Genomic DNA, 17,977 nt, shown 5'->3' with positions numbered 1-17,977 from the left:
CTTACACCTCTTTCATATAATGTTTTATACTTTCGACATCTTTATCACCGCGTCCTGATAAACAAACGACAAGTCCCTCTTCTCGTTTCATAGTCGGTGCGAGCTTGAGAGCATATGCGACAGCATGTGAACTTTCTAATGCTGGAATAATCCCTTCTTTTTTCGTTAATAATTGAAAAGCCTCTAACGCTTCTGCATCTGCAATAGAATGATACGAAACACGCCCCATATCTTTTAAGAAACTATGCTCTGGACCAACACCCGGATAATCTAGCCCTGCTGAAATCGAATGCGCTTCTTTAATTTGTCCTTCTTCATTTTGCAGGAGATACATCATCGAGCCGTGCAAAACGCCTATGCTTCCTTTCGTTAAGGTCGCAGCATGTTTCTCTGTATCAATTCCCTTTCCTGCTGCCTCTACGCCGTATAGGGCAACTTCTTCATCTTCGACAAACGGATAAAACATGCCCATTGCATTACTACCGCCGCCAATGCAAGCAACAACTGCTTTTGGTACATTTCCTTCTAATGCCTTATATTGTTTCTTTGTTTCCTTCCCAATTACACTTTGAAAATCACGGACAATTTGCGGAAATGGGTGCGGTCCAAGCACAGATCCCATGACGTAGTGCGTATCATGGACATGCGCAACCCAGTAACGAAGCGCTTCGTTTACAGCATCTTTTAACGTTCCACTTCCTGCTGCCACCCTTTCCACTTTCGCCCCTAACAGTTCCATTCGGAAGACATTTAATTTTTGACGCTTTACATCTTCTTCGCCCATAAAAATGACGCACTCTAATCCGAGCAACGCACATACAGTCGCTGTTGCTACCCCGTGTTGACCAGCTCCTGTTTCCGCCACAACTTTCTTTTTCCCCATTCTCACTGCCAAAAGCGCTTGCCCAATTGTATTGTTAATTTTATGAGCACCTGTATGGTTTAAATCTTCACGCTTTAAATAAATCTTCGCCCCGCCGCAATGTTTCGTTACATTTTCAGCAAAATAAAGCGGGGTTTCCCTTCCTACATATGTTTGTAAATAGTTCGCTAATTTCTGCTGAAAGAATTCATCTTGCATCGCTTCTTGATATGCTTCTTCCAATTCAAAAATAGATTGCATAAGCGTTTCCGGAACGTATCGTCCTCCATATATACCGTAATGACCTTTTTCATCGGGATATGCGTATTTCATATGGAACACTCCTTTACTTTTCTTATAAATTGTTTTATTTTCTCGATATCTTTCTTACCATCCGTCTCGACTCCGCTACTTACATCGACCATATACGGCTGCACGATGCGAATCGCTTCTTCTATATTGTCAACGTGCAAACCGCCAGCTAATATACTTTTTTTCCGCAAATTCTTCGGTAACCTCGTAAGCAACTCCCAAGAAAATGTTTTTCCATTTCCGCCGCGAAACGTTTCTTTTGGACTATCAAATAAAATGTAATTTGTTTCATAACGGTTTATTTGTTCGACATCTTGTCTATTTCCGATGCCAACCGCCTTTATAGACGGAATATTCAATCTTTTAATGAGGTGATCGTTCTCATCTCCATGTAATTGTATGTGCGTTAACTTACAATACGTGGCGATTCCCTCCATCCTTTCGACTGATTCGTTTACAAAAACACCAATTTTCATCACATCAGCTGGTAATTCCGAAGTAATTTCCTTCACCTGCTCTGGACATATTTTCCGCTTGCTGCTTGCAAATACAAATCCAACTGCATCTGCTCCATATTCATAAGCTTTCTTTGCTGTTTCTAAATCCGTAATGCCGCAAATTTTCACTTTCATCCTATTACCTTCAGTGAATGAAAGAATTTGTGTGCAGACGGGGCTTTCATAAGAGCTTCTCCAACGAGAATTCCTTTCGCACCAGCTTCTTTCACGCGCGCTACATCTTCTTTCGTATACATACCGCTTTCACTAATCCAAAGTACTTTTTCCTCGTTCAATCGGTTTCCTAGCCTTTCCGTAGTGCGCAGGTTGACTTCAAATGTGTTCAAATTGCGATTATTAACTCCAATCACATGTGGCTTTAATTCTAGAGCGATTTCCAACTCCGCTTCGTTATGAACCTCGACAATGGCTTCTAAACCAAGCTCAGTTGTATATTGATATAACGCTCGTAACTTTTCTGATGGTAAAGCTGCAACAATGAGTAAAATAAGATCCGCTCCTGCTTCATATGCGCGGTCAATTTGAATACGATCCATAATAAAATCTTTACATAAAAGCGGGATTGTACTATGCATTCTTGCTGTTTCTAAATCGTGAAAAGAACCTTTAAAGAACGTTTCGTCTGTTAAAACTGAAATAGCTCCCGCGCCGTACTTTTCATACATTTGCACTTGCTTTTGGACATCGACATGTAAGTGAATATCTTCTTTAGAGGGAGACGCCCGCTTTACTTCTGCGATTACTGTAAATTGCTGTAACGCTTTGGCAAGCGAGTTTATGTTTCTCTTTTTTTTCATAGGGGTATATGTTTCATACAGCTTCTCTACTTCTTTTCTCTTCTGCTTCATAATTGTTTCTAACATGGTTTCCATTTAGTTCATCCTCTCTAACTTCTGATTACTAGCTACAATTAAAGCATTCAATTTCGCTAATGCACTGCCTGAATCAATGCTATCAGTCGCACAAGAAATTCCTTCTTCAATTGTTTTTGCTTTTCCGCTTGCAAATAAAGCAATTCCTGCATTTAACAAAACAATATCGCGGTAGACGTTCTTTTCTCCGCTGAGCACACCCCTTGTAATATGAGCATTTTCTTTTGCGGTACCGCCTCTTATTTCTTCATTCTTTATTCGTGAAAATCCATATGTTTCTGGAACAATTGTCTCTTTCGTAATTTTGTGGTCTTTTAAAATTGCAATGTAATTCTCCCCTTGCAAAGATGCCTCATCTAAAAAACCAGCTCCATTTATAACAACCGCTTGTTTCCGGCCGAGTTTTTGTAATACTTCTGCTACAGGGATCAGCATATCTCGCTTGTATATACCAACGAATTGCGTTTCTAAATCAAGCGGATTCGTAAGAGGTCCAATAAGATTAAAAATCGTTGGTACATTCAGTTCTTTTCTTATTTTCATCATTCGTGTAAGCGCCGGATGCATCGCTGGGGCAAATAAGAAAGCGATCCCTACTTTTTCTAGTACATTATCAATTGCTTTTGGCTTGCATGTAAGATTGACACCAAGTTCTTCTAATAAGTCGGCACTTCCCGTTTTGCTAGATATAGCTCGGTTCCCATGCTTTGCCACTTTCACGCCAGCCCCGGCAAGCACAAATGCCGATGTTGTACTAATATTAAACGTCCCTGCTCCATCTCCACCTGTTCCGCAATTATCCATCACTCCTTTTATATAACTTGTCAATGGCAATGCTTTTTCCCTTAAAGCTCGAACAAATCCATATATTTCATCAGCCGTTTCTCCCTTTGCTTTTAATAGCACTAAAAAGGCGACGATTTCACTTTCTAATCTATCTTCACTTAATAACGATAGACCCGCTTCATACATTTCTTGTTCTGTTAAATTGACTCCCTCTATTAATTTACGAAGATAATCATTCATACTCTTTCCTCCTCTTTGATATGAGATAAAAACGCCCGTATCAATTGACTCCCCTCTTCTGTTGCAATAGATTCTGGATGAAACTGCAACCCAAAGAGCGGATAATTATTATGACGAACAGCCATAATTTCACCATCGTCCATCGCGGTTGCTAATATTTCAAAACATTCTGGTAAATTATACTTTGCAGCGACGAGTGAGTGATAACGCATTGCTATTAATGGCTGTGTCATATATGAAAAGATCGATGTTCCGCTATGTTTTATTCGTGATGTTTTCCCATGTTTAATCTGTTTTGCCCTAGCAATTTTACCTCCAAACGCTGAAATAATCGCTTGATGCCCAAGACATATGCCAAGAACCGGAATTTCCTTATAAAATTGCTGGATGACTTCCATACAAATCCCAGCTTCCTCTGGTTTTCCTGGTCCAGGCGAAAGAATAATTGCCCTTGGTTTCATCTCTTTTAGCTCTCTAATCGTGATTTTATCGTTTCGCACAACAACGCTTTCCTTTGCATATGCGCCTAATAGCTGGTACAAGTTATACGTGAATGAATCATAATTATCAATGAGCACAATCATTTCATCACCTCCAATAGTGCTCTTGCTTTATTTAATGTTTCTTTATATTCAGCAATTGGATCCGAATCATACACAATACCAGCTCCTGCCTGAACGTACGCTTTCTCATCTTTGACAACCATCGTTCGAATCGCAAGTGCCATATCAAGATCCCCCGAAAAAGCAATATAGCCAACTGCTCCGGCATATACATTTCTTTTTTCCTGTTCTAATTCATTTATAATTTCCATCGCTTTCACTTTCGGAGCGCCCGATACAGTTCCAGCTGGTAAACAGCATGTTAATGCATGAACCCAATCCACTCGTTTCCGGAATGTTCCGTAAACTTCAGATACAATATGCATCACATGAGAATACTTTTCAACTTTCATATATTTATCAATCGCAACCGAACCAATTTCACTTACTCTTCCAATATCATTTCGAGCAAGATCAACTAGCATGATATGCTCTGCCTGCTCTTTCTCATTTGTTAGTAATTCCTTTGCAATTTCCTCATCTTCCTGCTTCGTTTTCCCTCTCGGCCTCGTTCCTGCGATTGGATTCGTCATCACCTTATTCCCTCTTACAGAAAGGAAACTTTCTGGCGATGAACCTAACACGACATACTCTTGAAAATCAATATAAAACATATATGGCGATGGATTTCTCGTCCGAAGTTTTCGGTATAAGGCAAACGGATTTCCTTTATATTCACTTTGTAACCGCTGCGACAATACAACTTGAAAAATGTCACCTGCCCGAATATATGCCTTTGCCTTTTCTACCATTTTGCAAAATTCTCTTTCTGTGATAGATGGTGCAAATGATAAAGGGGATATTTCCACTTCCGTTTGCTCTTCTGATCCACTTAATATATCACTTTTAAAAGCTTGTAATCTTTCACATACTTCTTCATAAGAAGTCGTTTCTTCTTTTCTGCATACATATACAAACGATAGCTTCTGCTTTACATGATCATAGACGACATATTCACGGTACAAAAGAAGATGAACTTCTGGAATATGGATCGAATTATATAGTTCCTTACCGATATTTTCATATTGCCGAACAACGTCATACCCAACATATCCAACCGCTCCCCCGCAAAATGGAAACGGACTATCAACTTGATTTGGCACAATGACTTCTTTTAATACATGTAATACATGTTCTTTAAACTGCCTAGTATGTCCCTGTATCGTCAGTTCTACTTGTTTCCCGATGCTTTTTAGTTCACCGTACGGATTACACCCTAAGTAAGAATAACGCCCCTTATCGTGATGCAACTGTGAACTTTCCAATAAAAATTTCTTGTCTCCTTTCATACGACGATATAAAGAAATAGGCGTCATACAATCTCCTTCTGCTTCCTCAATTACGAGAAAGGTGGCTTCTTGTCGTTGTCTCCCCGTAAACTCCTCTTTTGTCATCATACCTTTCACCTCTGTCTCAAAATAAAAAAGCCCTCTACATATCGAAATATGTAGAGGGCGATAAATTTACCGCGGTACCACCTCATTTGGATGTAAAAACATCCCGCTTTATTCAGGTACAAATCTATACCTTATCCTTGTAACGGCGGAACCCGGGTTGCCTACTTATCTCTGTTCAGCAAACCTCTCGTAAGCCCATTCCGCATCTGGCACCGCACTGGGCTCCCACCTATCCCCAGCTCTCTGGAACGTCTCCATCATGCGTACTCTTCTTACTCAACGATTTCACTTATTTACTATTTCCATATAAAAAGGGAGTACTCATCCTATAAAAAGGACGGGTACTCCCGTGGTGCCACCTTCATTCGTTACAATTGTAACGCACTTAATCGTATCAAACATAATACGTGTCTCTTATATCGATGAGATCATGTCGCCAAAGCCTACTTCTTTCGGTTCGGTTTGGAAGCTCCGAAGTCCATTCCATATTAATTCCATACTGATTTGCACCATCCATCAGCTCTCTGACATGTTCATAATATGTACTCCTCTTCATCAACGCTTATATTTTGTTAAGTTGCATTTATTATAATTCTCATTTTTCTTATAAGTCAATACTTTTTAAAAAATTTTATTTTTTTATTCATTCAATATTATATTGACAAAACAACCTATTTTTATGTAAATATAATAAATACTCTATTAAAATAAAGGTTCTATGTCAGAAAATTATATATTCTAAAAGTAAAACCTTATCAAAAAACGCTTACATTTCTGAAAATTCGTATTTATGTGTGGATTTTCTACCATAATCATGATAGATTATAAATATGTAAATTCATCAACAGACATTACAAAAGGAAGGGGAACTACATGAGTACGCAGATGTTAACTTTAACTTCGATCTCTATCTACATGCTCGGGATGTTACTAATTGGCTATTTCGCCTATAAACGAACATCCAACTTAACAGATTATATGCTTGGCGGGCGTACACTAGGCCCCGCAGTAACAGCCTTAAGTGCTGGAGCATCCGATATGAGCGGTTGGCTTTTAATGGGCTTACCCGGTGCAATGTTTAGCGTTGGATTAAGTAGTAGCTGGATTGCGATTGGCCTGACACTTGGCGCATACGCAAACTGGATCTATGTTGCTCCTCGCTTACGTACCTACTCTGAAATTGCAAATAACTCTATTACTATCCCAGAATTTTTAGAACATCGTTTCCACGACAAATCTCATATGTTACGACTTGTATCTGGACTTGTTATTATGATTTTCTTTACTTTTTATGTAGCTTCTGGATTGGTTTCAGGTGCTATCTTATTCCAAAATTCATTTGGTATTAACTATCATATTGGATTATTTATTGTCGCAGGTGTTGTTGTCGCTTACACATTATTTGGTGGTTTCTTAGCAGTAAGCTGGACGGACTTCGTGCAAGGTATCATTATGGTAGTAGCACTTATTCTTGTTCCAACCGTAACAATCATGAAGGTAAATGGACTTGGTTCTGCATTTCATACCATTCAATCCATCGATCCAACATTGTTAGATATTTTTAAAGGCACTTCTGTATTAGGCATTATATCCTTATTTGCATGGGGTCTTGGTTATGTTGGACAACCTCATATTATCGTACGCTTTATGGCCATTTCTTCTGTTAAAGAAATTAAAAGCGCACGTCGAATTGGTATGAGCTGGATGGTTTTCTCTGTTATTGGAGCTATGTTTACCGGCCTTATTGGTATTGCTTATTATTCAAAACATAATTTAACATTAGCTAATCCGGAAACAATTTTCCTTGAATTAGGACGGATTTTATTCCATCCACTCATTACTGGATTTTTACTAGCCGCCATTTTAGCAGCAATTATGAGTACAATCTCATCTCAACTTCTCGTCACTTCAAGCGCAGTAACAGAGGACTTATATAGAACATTCTTTAAACGTTCTGCTTCTGATAAAGAACTTGTTTTTGTCGGTCGTATGGCGGTTCTCGTTATTGCACTGATCGGATGCGGATTGGCATATAAACAAAACGACACAATTCTGGCACTTGTTGGATATGCGTGGGCTGGTTTCGGATCTTCATTTGGTCCTGCTATTTTATTAAGTTTATATTGGAAACGTATGACAAAATGGGGTGCGCTCGCTGGTATGATTGCTGGAGCGGCAACTGTTATTACGTGGACGCAATTTCAATTTTTAAAAGACTTCTTATATGAAATGATTCCAGGGTTCGCGATAAGCTTGCTTGTCATTGTAATTGTCAGCTTATTCACACCCCCTTCAAAAGAAGTCAAAAAACAGTTTGAAGAATTTGAGAAAACTGTATAAGACACCAATACGAACCTCCATCTTATAAAAGTGGAGGTTCTTTTCACCTCGCGGGTACTTCGACAATTTTCTTCTTTAACTTAACAAATTCTTTATGTTTCGTTAAATGTACCATAACACTCTTCCTTTATAGTATTACTAACAATACCGATACAGAAAGGAGACTACAATATGGTAGCATCTTTACAGCCACAAAACATAAGGAAACTTGCACCTATCACAAACACCTCTGCTTCCGCTTCCTGTCTCAACATTCAACGAAACCTTTCCATCGCTCCTTCTGTTGTTCCCGTAATTGGTGTTCACATACAAAAACAGAAAATAAAAATGAAAGCTGGACAAAGTATCGAATTATCGGCTTCTGTTTTGCCAGAGAACGCAACCAATAAAGAGGTAATATGGACAAATATGAACTCGAACATCATCACATTATCTCCAAAAGGAAATACGGTCACCATTACAGGAAAATCAGCTGGAAAAGCCGTAATTATCGTAACATCGACTGAAGGAAAGTTTCGTGATTTATGCATCGTACACGTACAACCGTATATGACAAATCCGAAATAAAAAAAGCGGTTTTCAAAAACCGCTTTTTTTAATTTGGATTTGAGGATTTTTACTTTTCACTAAAGAAATGAATTCCATCTCATTTTGAGGAGAAATAAGTTCTGTTTCATATGCTCCATAAAGAATTTCAAGTCGCTGAAATGATAAGGCATAAGCTGCTTGAGGATTTTTTGTATACGAAATGGTTTTAATATCTTTGATTGAAATACTTTTTTTCAGAAATCCGGATTGAATCATGATTCGATCTTCCTCGACAATATACTTCGTTGTCAACCAACTCCAAATAAGAAGTACTGCAAGCGGTATCGTGAAAAATAAAAGAAAGTGCTCTCTTCCTACAACAATCGGAGTAAAACATGCACCAATCAAGAGAATAAAAAGAAAATATAACCAAACATCTTTTTTCGATGGAAATTCCAACAAATTCCCCCTCCCCTATATGAAATTTATAAATATAAAAAATATTACATACAACGGCTTGATAGCAAATTTTTACGTCGATACACACTTAACACAATCCCCATTAAAAGAGTATGAAATAAAGTTGGCGTTAATCCATAACTAATAAAAGGTAGTGATATAGAAATGATTGGTAATAAACCTAAGATCATTCCAATGTTATAAATGAACTGAACTACAAAAAGAGTCATTCCACCAACAAGAAGCAATTTACCATAATGACTATTTATTTGATAAGATATGATCATTATCCTTACTACAAAAAAGGAAAAAATCAAGACAAGGATAAGTGCAAACAAGTATCCATAATAGTAAGTCAAGCTTGCAAACACAAAATCAGTATGTGCAGCAGGGATAGACTTTATATTTCCATATGTACCAAACCAACCTGCTGACGACATTACCTCTTTTAAACGTAAATATATAAACCCTACACCCCCTGCATCTTTTTTTGGGTTTATGTAGCCTAAAATTCTAGCTATCCGGTATTCTTTTACTGCAAACCAAGAAATGATAATCAATAAACAAATTGGTACAATAGTAATAATCCATGCCTTTTTCTTCCCTAACTTACTCCACCAAAGCATAACAAATACCATTATGATATAAATAAAAATTGTTGCAAGAATTGATGTAGTTAAGAATAGATACAGAGAAAACAAATACAATATCACAAGATGCATAACCTTTAATCTACTATTATTAAAAAAAGAAGCCCAAGCTAGAAAAAAGAACGGCACTGCCATTAAACATTCAATTGTAATGGGACCAATTTGTATGAACGGTTCTCCATTCATTGAAGCGTTTGAAAAATAACTGATCACTAATAGGATGAGTACTCCAATTGTGTAAAACAGCCAGCCCAGTCTCTCTAATTTCCGATAATCGATCATCATCATCACAAAAGCTGTTGCAACACCGAGAATAACAAATATCACCTTATTTATTAGTAAATCATTTGCATATCCAAAGGCTACAATTGGCAAAAAACCGATCCCCATAGCAGCTACTAGTAACATAATAATCAACCAATCAACCTTTGGCTTATGAAGTTTGTTCAGTTCTTGACCAAGTTTGATTGGACTTCCCATTTGTTCAACTGCCTTGTCTTCAGCAACTGCCTCACTTAATCCTTTCTTCATCCACATGCTCTTAGCCTGCTTCAAGTGAAAATCGAGTTCAGTTGCTACAAGATTCTTTGCTTCTTTTGATTTAATATGATTGGTGACTTCTTTTAAAAAATGATCCCTTCTTTTATTCAATTTTGTCTCACTCCTGTATGAATTCTTTCCATATAAATCGTGTCTTTACAAAATCTTTTTCTGCCTTTCGTAGTATCTTTCTTCCCTTATTATTTAATTGATAATATTTCGCTCCTGAATGATCCCAACTTGATTGGATAAAGCGATTCTGTTCTAGACGATGTAATAAAGTGTATAAAAACCCTTCATTTTCTTCGAATTTTCGAATCCCTCTTCCTCGTAATAGACTTGCCAATTCATATCCTGTTTTTTCATTCATAAGAAGTTGTAACACTGCTAAAAAGATATCTTCTTCATTTTCGTATGGTTTATTGATTTCTTCATAAACCTGCTTACGATGCTGATCAGAAAAATTCAAATGTTTAAAGGTTGTTTTCTCCATTGATTTTCGTAGCCCTTTTAATCGCTCTTCCATTTGATTATTCCTCCAATCCTTTCTTCAAAAGTTCCTTAGCCTTTTTAAGTCTTGTTTTAATCGTATTCTCCTTCACTTCTAGTACCATAGCAATATCTTTAATTGGCAATTCTTCAAAATAAAAGAGATAAATCACTTCTCGATATTTTATTGGTAAGTTCATTACGGCAGAAGCCAGCCTGCGATCCTCATCATTTTGAATAACAGTCTGTTCAGCACTTTCTTTTTGAACCTCAATATAAGTAGATTCGTTTTCTGTAACGATTACCTTCTTGTTATACCAACTTTTTATATAGTCCTTACACTGATTAATAGCAATTCTCCATAACCATGTTCTTACCTTCGATTTCCCCTTGTATGTATGAAGAGACTTATAACATTTTACAAATATATCTTGGGTTAAATCTTCTGCAATTTCTTTATTATTTACATATGAATAAACAAGTTGTAAGATTTCCTGTCCATACTTGTTCATTATCTCATCTATAAGAGCCTCCTTATCTTCTATTTCAAATAACTCTGCTGTTAATTCATCCACATCAGTTCCTCCTTCAATTGATTAGACGACATGCTCCATTAAAAAGTTTTTTAAATTTCTAAAAAAACCACCTTTATTTCTTTTACTAAAACGCTACCATTTCCAAATACTTATACAAAAAAAGATACTTTCACATAGAGAGTATCTTTTCTAATCTAAAACATTTTTTAATAAAAGAGTCATTCCACTATATGATATTTTTTACAATCTAAAAAGATTCACCATACCTCATATCAAAGTATAATGAATCTAGCACTTACAATTCTTGTGTATATACAGCTTCGTTCACTGGCCCTTTTGATCTTCGCTTTTGTTCTTGTAATAAGAAAAGAAATACACCGAATAGGACAAAGATGCTGCCAATGATTTGCATACCATTTAGCTTTTCTCCAAGTAAGAAAAATGCAAGTATCGATGCACCAACTGGTTCTCCTAATATGCTCATTGAAATCGTCGTAGCATTCACGTAATTTAGCAGCCAGTTATTTATCATATGCGAAGCTGTTGGTACAATGGCAAGTAAAAGAAAAATCCACCAGTCCCATGCTGAATATCCTGTAAACGGCACATTCATCACTATGTTATAAATGGCCATAAAGAGACCTGCAAATGTAAAAACAGTAAAGCTATAAATCCAATGCGATACTTTCTTCACTGTTGTTTGACCGATAAATAAGTAACCAACGACTGCGATGACACTTAAAAAGGATAAAAGATCTCCTAGTATCGCTTGCTTACTTAAGCCTAAATCCCCCCATCCAATACAAATGACACCTAAAATAGCAATTCCCATCGTGATTATTGCTGAATGTGTTGTTCGTTCCTTAAATAAAAAGAAACCGCCTACTAAGGATACGATGGGCTGGAGTGCTAAAATGATTGTCGAGCTTGCAACTGTTGTCAACTTTAAAGAGGCAAACCATAATAAAAAATGAAGTGCTAAAAAAAATCCTGATCCGATTAAAAAATACCAGTCTTTCTGTTGAATTCTGCGAAATTCTTCCCTCTTCCTCCACGCAATAGGTAGCATAATGAAAGTGATAATCCATAAGCGATACATACTTAAAATAGAAAATGGCGCTGAAGACATCTTCACGAAAATAGCTGCAAATGAGATTGCTATAATAGAAACCACTAATGGCAGTGCGATTGATTTATCCTTTTTCATATGAATTGCCTCCCTTCTTCTATCAAAATCAAACTTCATTATAGCTTTTTTCTTCTCTTACTGAAATACTAATTTTTTAGATTCTTTCTATTATTATGTTAAAATATAAAATGACATATATCTTTAAGTGGAAAAGAGCATGCAACTATCACTGCTACTTAAATTCATATGTCGGAAAAGGAATGGATATCTATACGCTATTTTTATTTAGGGGGATTTACATGAACCAGGCAATAGGGAGAATCGAAGAAATTTCATTTTTCAGTACAGCACTTCAAGAAGAGATGACATTGCTCGTCTACTTACCAACTAATTACACACCTCTTCACAAACATACTGTCGTTATTGCACAAGATGGGAAAGATTATTTTCAACTTGGGAAGGCACATCGCGCGATTGAACGCCTTCGTGAAAACGAAGAAATTGACCGTACTATTATTGTCGGTATTCCATATAAAAATGTACACGACCGCAAAGAAAAATATTTTCCAAATGAAGTGAACAACAACGCATATATTCGCTTTCTTGCTCATGAATTAGCGCCGTATATTGATGCAAATTATCCAACATATCAAATGGGAAAAGGTCGCGTATTAATAGGAGACTCACTTGGCGGTACAGTATCCTTTATGACAGCACTTATGTATCCGCATACATTTGGTAAGGTTGTTATGCAATCTCCATTTGTAGATGAAACTGTATTAAACCTTGTGCGAGAGTTTAAAGAGCCCGAGGCATTGGATATTTACCATGTCATTGGGACAGGGGAAACAGCTGTGGAAAGAACAGATGGACAAGTTTCCGATTTCGTCGAACCGAACCGAAAACTACATGCATTACTGACGGAAAGAAATTTCATCACACATTACGAAGAGTTTGAAGGGAATCATACGTGGAAATATTGGCAAATAGATTTACCAAAAGCCTTTGCTCATATTCTATCAATGAAATAATAATCAGCAGTATTCTGAATTATTTGATATAATATAAAAAAGATTTGTTTTCTTAAAAATCTAACTAGACTTACAAAGGGAGGAATTGAGAAATGAAACTAGGCATTGTAATTTTTCCGTCAAAAATGATTCAAGATAAAGCGAACGGGCTGCGTAAGCGCTATGATCCGCATTATGCATTAGTTCCGCCACATATCACATTAAAAGCACCCTTTGAAGCACCAGAAGAACAATTAGAAACGATTGTGAAAGAATTGCGTACAATTGCAAATAAAACGAATCCTTTCACCCTTCATGTTGGAAAGGTAGGCTCATTTGCCCCTGTTAATAATGTTATTTATTTTAAAGTCGAAAAAACACCTGAACTGACATTCTTAAATGAAGAAATGCATAAAGGATTCCTTACACAAGAACGCGAGTATGCTTTCGTACCACATTTAACAATTGCACAAAAGTTATCTGATGCTGAGCATGCTGACATTTTAGGACGCTTGCGCATGAAAGATTTTTACTATGAACAAACAATCGATCGTTTTCATCTCCTGTATCAATTAGAAAACGAAACATGGAATGTACACGAAACATTCCACCTTGGGGAAGGGAATAAATAATTTGAAGGCACAACTTGTCCAAACAGATCAACAATTAAAAGATGCATTCTCTGTGCGTAGGCAAGTCTTTGTGAAAGAACAACATGCATCTGCTGAAGAAGAATATGATCAATTTGAAGAAATCGCCAAACATGTTGTCATATACGATATCGATATTCCCGTTGGAGCGGGGCGCATGCGTATGGTAGATGGCATCGGGAAAATAGAGCGCATATGCGTTCTCCCTTCCTATCGCAAAAAAGGAATTGGAAAACTCATTATGGATGCGCTCGAAACATATGCCAAGGAAGAAGCGATACGAAAGCTTAAACTTCATGCGCAAACACATGCGGAATCTTTCTATAAAAGATTAGGATACCAAACTGTTTCTGATGTTTTTTTAGAAGCAAATATACCGCATGTGATTATGATAAAAGAATTATAATTTTTGAAGACAGGAGGTCATTCCTCCTGTTTTTTACATTGCTATTTTCTTTTTCTTCCGCTAAAGTTAAAAGTTGATGCTATAAATTTGAAGGTGAATGTATGACTCAGGAAAAATTTTCACAAAAATCATTAACACACGCCGACGTTCCTCAAGCGACATATCATATTCCTAAGACATCTTCCCATTTAATTATGGAGCATGATGCAGATGCCGCTTATTTTCGTGCTTTAGAACAACAAGGCGTTTATTTAAATGAGAAACAATTAGAAGCAGTGCGAGCAACAGAAGGTCCTGTCCTAACTTTAGCTGGCGCTGGTAGTGGAAAAACCTCTGTTTTAACCACGCGCGTTGGTTATTTAGTAAATGTAAAAAAAGTTCATCCACGCAATATTTTATTATTAACCTTTACACAAAAAGCAGCGGAAGAAATTCGAAGTCGCGTTGCTAGTTTACCAGGTATGAATCATGCTGCGAGTAGCTATGTTGTGGCAGGAACGTTTCATTCTGTCTTTTTAAAATTATTGCGCAATCAAGGATATAATCAGCAAATTTTAGCAAATGAAAAACATAAACAAATTATGATTAAGAAAATCTTAAAAGAATTGCGCTTAAAAGATGCTTATGATGCCGAAACGATGCTTGCCATGATTTCACTTGAAAAAAATAAATTAAATCGTCCGAAAGATGTACAAGCAAAAACACCTGTTGAGCAAGAATTTCGCGAAGTATATGAGCGCTATGAAGAAGTGAAGCAAAAATACGGCTATATTGATTTTGATGATATTCTACTAGAAACATTCTATATGCTTGAAAATAACGCTCCTTTGCTCATACAATTACAAGAGCGTTTCCAATATATTGAAGTCGATGAATTTCAAGATACATCTTACGCACAATATGAGATTGTAAAATTATTAGCTGCACCGCAAAATAATTTATTTATCGCAGGTGATGATGATCAAGCAATTTATGGTTGGCGCGGCGCTAGTCATCAAATTATATTATCATTTCCAAAAGAATTTGATGATACAACAATCATTGCGTTAAATACAAATTACCGTTCCAATCCATTTATCGTTGGACTTGGAAATGAAGTCATCAAGCTGAATCAAGAGCGTTTTCATAAAGAATTGTATTCTGTGCATGAAGAAGGAATGCGTCCATTTTATGCTCGTCCTGCTACGACACTTGATGAAGCAAACCAAATTCTGCAATTGATTCAAGATAAAGTATCAAGCGGTGAACGTGCATATAAAGACTTTTGTTTATTGTATCGCACACATTCTGTCAGTCGATCGTTACTCGATCAACTTACCATTCATAAAGTACCGTTTATTAAGCACGGCGCCAGTCAATCATTCTATGAACATTCTTTAATTAAACCTGCGCTTGATCATTTACGCTTAGCATACGAACCGTTTCAGATGGAAGCACTGGCAAGCATATTGCCAACAATGTATATCGGGCGTGATGATTGCCTCTCTTTTATTGAACGTGAAAAGTGGAAATATGGTGAAGGAAGATTCCCTTCTCTTCTTCATTTCCTACTGCTGAATCCGAATTTAAAATCATTTCAAGTGAAAAAGCTGAATGACAAAATCGATTTTATTAAATTTATAAAAGAGCTGGAACCAAAAAAAGCACTGAAAGAGATTATTAAAGGAAAAGGGAAATATTTAGAATACTTGCAGAACAACGACCGTTCTTCCTTTACGATGCATAAAGATATTCAGGAAGAAATGCTGGAAGAACTCATCGAGTCTGCCAATCGTTTTACCGATATTCCCACTTATTTAGAATTTGTTCATGCGGCGATTCAAAATCAAAAGGAAATGGAAGCATTAAAAACAAAACCGCAAAAAGACGCCGTATCACTCATGTCCATTCATAATGCAAAAGGCCTTGAGTTCCCTTGTGTCTTTTTGCTCGGCGCAAGCGATGGCATATTGCCACATTCATCCTCTTTAAAAGATGCAAACGATCGCCTAACAGATTCTTCCGAAGCGTTAGAAGAAGAACGAAGACTGATGTATGTTGCCATTACGCGCGCAAAAGAAGAATTGTATATTTCCTCTCCACAATTTTTTAGAGGAAAAAAATTAGACATATCTCGTTTTTTATATATCACGCGAAAAGATTTACCAAAAAAGACACCTTCTTAAATGCGCTAGGTGTCTTTTTTTGCTTCTTGTACATCTCATTCTTCCTAACACCTCTTTATTTCAAATGAAAAATTCATGCTTTCATCGTACGAATTAGCGTAATATCAATCCTATTCCATTCATATTGTAATAGTGTATGTCAGAACACACGATAAGGAGTGAACAGAATGAGCTGCAACTGTCACGAGGAGCATCCTCACGATTTTGATCCTAATTTTGATTCTAATTGTGTATGTAATGTAGTACGTTTTATACATGAATTACAAGAATGTGCAACTACAACATGTTCAACAGGTTGCGAAGTTCCCTTTTTAGGGCCAAATAATGACGCAAGAGTTGCCAATACAAGACCTTTTGTTTTATTTACAAAATCCGGAACACCGTTTGAAGCATTCGCTCCATCAGGATCTGTTACAAGCTGCCTATCCCCTATATTCCGTGTTGAAAGTGTAGATGATGATTGCTGTGCTGTATTGCGCGTTTTAGCCGTATTTGTAGGAGGCGAACCTGATACAAGCGATAACCCAATTTGTACATTTTTAAATGTTCCAAATGCTTCATTGCGCGCCACAACTTCTTGTATTACTGTTGATTTAAATTGTTTCTGTGGTATCCAATGCTTACGAGATGTCTCTATTTAATGTAACGACGTATATGTTACCGAATGATTGGGGTGGTAGAACGATGCCACCCCATCACTGTTTCCGTAATGATCATTCATCAAAAAGCGAGACTCCTAACAATGCAACTTGCATAAAAAAGACTCCTTCTCCACCTTGATTGATTGATCCCGCATGAAAATCAAGACCTTTTCCTCCTACTTTCGATATCATTCACATTATTTTTAACTATTTTTTTATGAAAATTAGGAACCTGTCTATAGCAGGAACGTGATTGGATTCATTAAATAACAGTAGAACAAGTAAAGGAGTGAAAACTATGTCCTCTTGGGATTGTAAACCTACTCAAATTTGCCCCAACGCTCCAGTCGATACACTACCTGCTTTTGGTTTTGCATTTAATGCCTCAGCACCTCAATTTGCAACATTAGGCATTCCTCTAGCATTACCTAGCACAAATCCAAATCCAAATATTAGTGTACCTGTATTGAATGATACTGTTAGCACAGGAGCTGGCATTCGAATTGAAAGAGCAGGTATTTATCAAATTAGTTATACATTGACGATTAGTCTTGATAATGTTCCCGTTTCTCCAGAAGCTGCTCGATTCTTTTTAACTTTAAATACACTGGATAATATTATTCCTGGTTCAGGAACTGCAGTTCGTTCTAATATCGTAGGTACTGGTGAAGTTGATGTTTCTAGCGGTGTAATTCTTATTAATTTGAACCCTGGTAACCTTATTCAAATTGTTCCTGTTGAAGTGATTGGAAGCGTTGATGTTCGTGCTGCCGCATTAACTGTGGCACAAATTGGTTAATCAAAAAGCGGCTTTCGAAAAGATTTTTCGAAAACCGCTTTTTCTT

The 17,977-nt window shown here is 36.9% G+C and carries 19 protein-coding genes and 2 other annotated features; of the genes, 8 read left to right on the top strand and 11 right to left on the bottom strand.

All coding sequences use genetic code 11. The features are described from left to right. Nucleotide 1: 1 nt before the first annotated feature. From trpB to trpE, 6 genes are read right to left on the bottom strand one after another with little or no spacing between them, the layout of a single operon-like run. The gene (gene trpB, locus MR063_RS16605) at nt 2–1,195 is read right to left on the bottom strand and encodes a tryptophan synthase subunit beta (protein ID WP_242199717.1); all 1,194 of its coding nucleotides are present in this window, start codon (nt 1,193–1,195) and stop codon (nt 2–4) included. Then, nucleotides 1,192–1,806 carry a phosphoribosylanthranilate isomerase gene (locus MR063_RS16600; RefSeq protein ID WP_242199716.1) on the bottom strand — a complete coding sequence of 205 codons (615 nt, stop codon included), beginning with the start codon at nt 1,804–1,806 and terminating at the stop codon, nt 1,192–1,194. The genes trpB and MR063_RS16600 overlap by 4 nt, the downstream gene beginning before the upstream one ends. Then, on the bottom strand, nt 1,803–2,564 hold the full coding sequence (trpC, locus tag MR063_RS16595; protein ID WP_242199714.1) for an indole-3-glycerol phosphate synthase TrpC: 762 nt from the start codon (nt 2,562–2,564) through the stop codon (nt 1,803–1,805). Before trpC ends, MR063_RS16600 begins: the two co-directional genes overlap by 4 nt. After that, a complete protein-coding gene (trpD, locus tag MR063_RS16590) occupies nt 2,565–3,590 on the bottom strand; it encodes an anthranilate phosphoribosyltransferase (protein WP_242199712.1) in 1,026 nt (341 codons plus the stop codon). Next, entirely contained in the window at nt 3,587–4,174 is a 588-nt protein-coding gene (locus tag MR063_RS16585; protein ID WP_242199711.1) for an anthranilate synthase component II, read from the bottom strand. The genes trpD and MR063_RS16585 overlap by 4 nt, the downstream gene beginning before the upstream one ends. After that, on the bottom strand, nt 4,171–5,589 hold the full coding sequence (gene trpE, locus MR063_RS16580) for an anthranilate synthase component I (protein ID WP_242199865.1): 1,419 nt from the start codon (nt 5,587–5,589) through the stop codon (nt 4,171–4,173). Before trpE ends, MR063_RS16585 begins: the two co-directional genes overlap by 4 nt. Before the next feature lie 50 nt (nt 5,590–5,639). Beyond that, nucleotides 5,640–5,878, bottom strand: a binding site (T-box leader). 41 nt (nt 5,879–5,919) lie between these two features. Continuing rightward, nucleotides 5,920–6,157, bottom strand: a binding site (T-box leader). A 305-nt stretch (nt 6,158–6,462) separates the two neighbouring features. On the opposite strand from trpE, the gene putP reads away from it, so the two are divergent. Further along, nucleotides 6,463–7,929 carry a sodium/proline symporter PutP gene (putP, locus tag MR063_RS16575; protein ID WP_242199709.1) on the top strand — a complete coding sequence of 489 codons (1,467 nt, stop codon included), beginning with the start codon at nt 6,463–6,465 and terminating at the stop codon, nt 7,927–7,929. 171 nt (nt 7,930–8,100) lie between these two features. Continuing rightward, the gene (locus tag MR063_RS16570) at nt 8,101–8,496 is read left to right on the top strand and encodes an Ig-like domain-containing protein (RefSeq protein ID WP_242199708.1); all 396 of its coding nucleotides are present in this window, start codon (nt 8,101–8,103) and stop codon (nt 8,494–8,496) included. A 12-nt stretch (nt 8,497–8,508) separates the two neighbouring features. On the opposite strand, the gene MR063_RS16565 is transcribed toward MR063_RS16570, so the two are convergent. The 5 genes from MR063_RS16565 to MR063_RS16545 form a co-directional block, all read right to left on the bottom strand. Next, the gene (locus tag MR063_RS16565; protein ID WP_242199707.1) at nt 8,509–8,916 is read right to left on the bottom strand and encodes a PH domain-containing protein; all 408 of its coding nucleotides are present in this window, start codon (nt 8,914–8,916) and stop codon (nt 8,509–8,511) included. Between the two features lie 44 nt (nt 8,917–8,960). Next, a complete protein-coding gene (locus tag MR063_RS16560; RefSeq protein ID WP_242199706.1) occupies nt 8,961–10,217 on the bottom strand; it encodes an FtsW/RodA/SpoVE family cell cycle protein in 1,257 nt (418 codons plus the stop codon). A gap of 7 nt (nt 10,218–10,224) precedes the next feature. Next, complete coding sequence (locus MR063_RS16555; RefSeq protein WP_242199705.1) at nt 10,225–10,632, bottom strand: PadR family transcriptional regulator; 408 nt, start codon at nt 10,630–10,632, stop codon at nt 10,225–10,227. Between the two features lie 4 nt (nt 10,633–10,636). Next, the gene (locus MR063_RS16550; RefSeq protein WP_242199695.1) at nt 10,637–11,170 is read right to left on the bottom strand and encodes a sigma-70 family RNA polymerase sigma factor; all 534 of its coding nucleotides are present in this window, start codon (nt 11,168–11,170) and stop codon (nt 10,637–10,639) included. 256 nt (nt 11,171–11,426) lie between these two features. Further along, nucleotides 11,427–12,338 carry a DMT family transporter gene (locus MR063_RS16545; protein ID WP_242199693.1) on the bottom strand — a complete coding sequence of 304 codons (912 nt, stop codon included), beginning with the start codon at nt 12,336–12,338 and terminating at the stop codon, nt 11,427–11,429. A 221-nt stretch (nt 12,339–12,559) separates the two neighbouring features. Between MR063_RS16545 and MR063_RS16540 the strand changes: the two genes are divergently transcribed. From MR063_RS16540 to exsF, 6 genes are all read left to right on the top strand, one after another. Beyond that, nucleotides 12,560–13,291, top strand: a complete 732-nt coding sequence (locus MR063_RS16540; RefSeq protein WP_242199691.1) for an alpha/beta hydrolase — start codon at nt 12,560–12,562, stop codon at nt 13,289–13,291. Nucleotides 13,292–13,383: 92 nt separating this feature from the next. After that, the gene (locus MR063_RS16535) at nt 13,384–13,902 is read left to right on the top strand and encodes a YjcG family protein (protein ID WP_242199690.1); all 519 of its coding nucleotides are present in this window, start codon (nt 13,384–13,386) and stop codon (nt 13,900–13,902) included. 1 nt (nt 13,903) lies between these two features. Beyond that, nucleotides 13,904–14,326, top strand: coding sequence for a GNAT family N-acetyltransferase (locus tag MR063_RS16530; protein WP_242199689.1), 423 nt, complete (start codon nt 13,904–13,906; stop codon nt 14,324–14,326). Between the two features lie 101 nt (nt 14,327–14,427). Continuing rightward, complete coding sequence (locus MR063_RS16525; RefSeq protein WP_242199688.1) at nt 14,428–16,491, top strand: ATP-dependent helicase; 2,064 nt, start codon at nt 14,428–14,430, stop codon at nt 16,489–16,491. Nucleotides 16,492–16,658: 167 nt separating this feature from the next. Next, entirely contained in the window at nt 16,659–17,132 is a 474-nt protein-coding gene (locus MR063_RS16520) for a CotY/CotZ family spore coat protein (RefSeq protein ID WP_242142353.1), read from the top strand. A gap of 298 nt (nt 17,133–17,430) precedes the next feature. Next, nucleotides 17,431–17,931: an exosporium protein ExsF gene (gene exsF, locus MR063_RS16515; protein WP_242199687.1), complete on the top strand. Its 501-nt coding sequence runs from the start codon at nt 17,431–17,433 to the stop codon at nt 17,929–17,931. Nucleotides 17,932–17,977 lie beyond the last annotated feature (46 nt).

Source organism: Bacillus cereus group sp. BfR-BA-01492 (genome assembly GCF_022662815.1).
GTDB lineage: Bacteria > Bacillota > Bacilli > Bacillales > Bacillaceae_G > Bacillus_A > Bacillus_A cereus_BD.
This window is presented reverse-complemented; position numbering and strand designations above follow the sequence as displayed.